This window comes from Streptomyces sp. NPDC037401 (genome assembly GCF_055602345.1).
In genome coordinates this window covers 1-1,108 of sequence record NZ_JBVJWO010000093.1, presented here as the reverse complement: position 1 = coordinate 1,108, position 1,108 = coordinate 1, and the positions used below count along the sequence as shown (strand labels likewise).

Here is a 1,108-nt window from a genome sequence, read left to right as displayed (position 1 = left end):
GTCTTACCTGCGCTCCACAGGCTGACACCGCCAGTCCGGCGGCCTTGGCGACGTTGACCGCCGCGTTGATGTCCCGGTCAAGGACGGCTCCGCATACCCCGCACTCCCAGACGCGGATGTGCAGGGGCTTGGGGCCGGCCTTGACGCCGCACTGCGAGCAGACCTGAGAGGTCGGCTCGAAACGGCCGATGCGTACGAAGGTGCGCCCGTACCGGGCGGCCTTGTACTCCAGCATGGCCAGGAACGCGGACCATCCGGCGTCGTGGACGGACTTGGCCAGCCTGGTTCGGGCGAGTCCCTTGACCGCCAGGTCCTCAACGGCAACCGCTTGGTTCTCACGGATGATCTTCGTTGAGAGCTGGTGGTGGAACTCGCGCCGCGCGTCGGCCACCCGTGCGTGAGCGCGAGCGACCGTGATGCGGGCCTTCGTCCTGTTGTTGCTGCCCTTGGCCTTGCGGGACAGGCGGCGCTGTTCCTTCTTGAGTTTCTTCTCCGCCCGGCGCAGGAAACGCGGTGCGTCGATCTTCGTGCCGTCCGAGAGGATCGCGAAGTGCGACAGGCCCAGGTCGATACCGACCTCGGACGCGGCGCGGGGCAGTGTCTCGCCGGGTTCGGTCTCCACGATGAAGGACGCGAAGTACCGGCCGGCCGCGTCCTTGACCACGGTCACCGTGGAGGGGGTGGAGGGCAGGCTGCGGGACCACTTGACCCGCACGTCGCCGATCTTCGGGAGGGACAGGTCCCCGCCGGTCGTGATCTTCCAGCGGGCGTTGGCGGTGAACCGTACGGCCTGCCGGTTGTCCTTGCGGGACTTGAACCGGGGCGCGCCCATACGGGGACGCTTGCCCTTCAACCCGTCGAAGAAGTTCCGGTAAGCCATGTCCAGATCCCGCAACGACTGTTGCAGGATCACGGCGGACACCTCGCCCAGCCATCCGCGCTCTTCGGTGTTCTTGGCCTCGGTGATCAGCAGCTTCGACAGGTCGCCGGTCTTCGGGAACGGCGCACCCTCGGCACGGGCGGTCTCACGAGCCCGCAGGGCGTCGTTGTAGACCACCCGCGAGCACCCGAACGCCCTTGCCAGCGCGGAACGCTGAGGACCGTTCGG

At 67.6% G+C, this 1,108-nt stretch carries 1 protein-coding gene; it reads right to left on the bottom strand.

Going from position 1 to position 1,108, the window contains the following annotated elements:
- On the bottom strand, positions 1-1,108 hold a 1,108-nt coding region (locus ACZ7H1_RS37385; RefSeq protein WP_470792950.1), incomplete at both ends, for an RNA-guided endonuclease InsQ/TnpB family protein.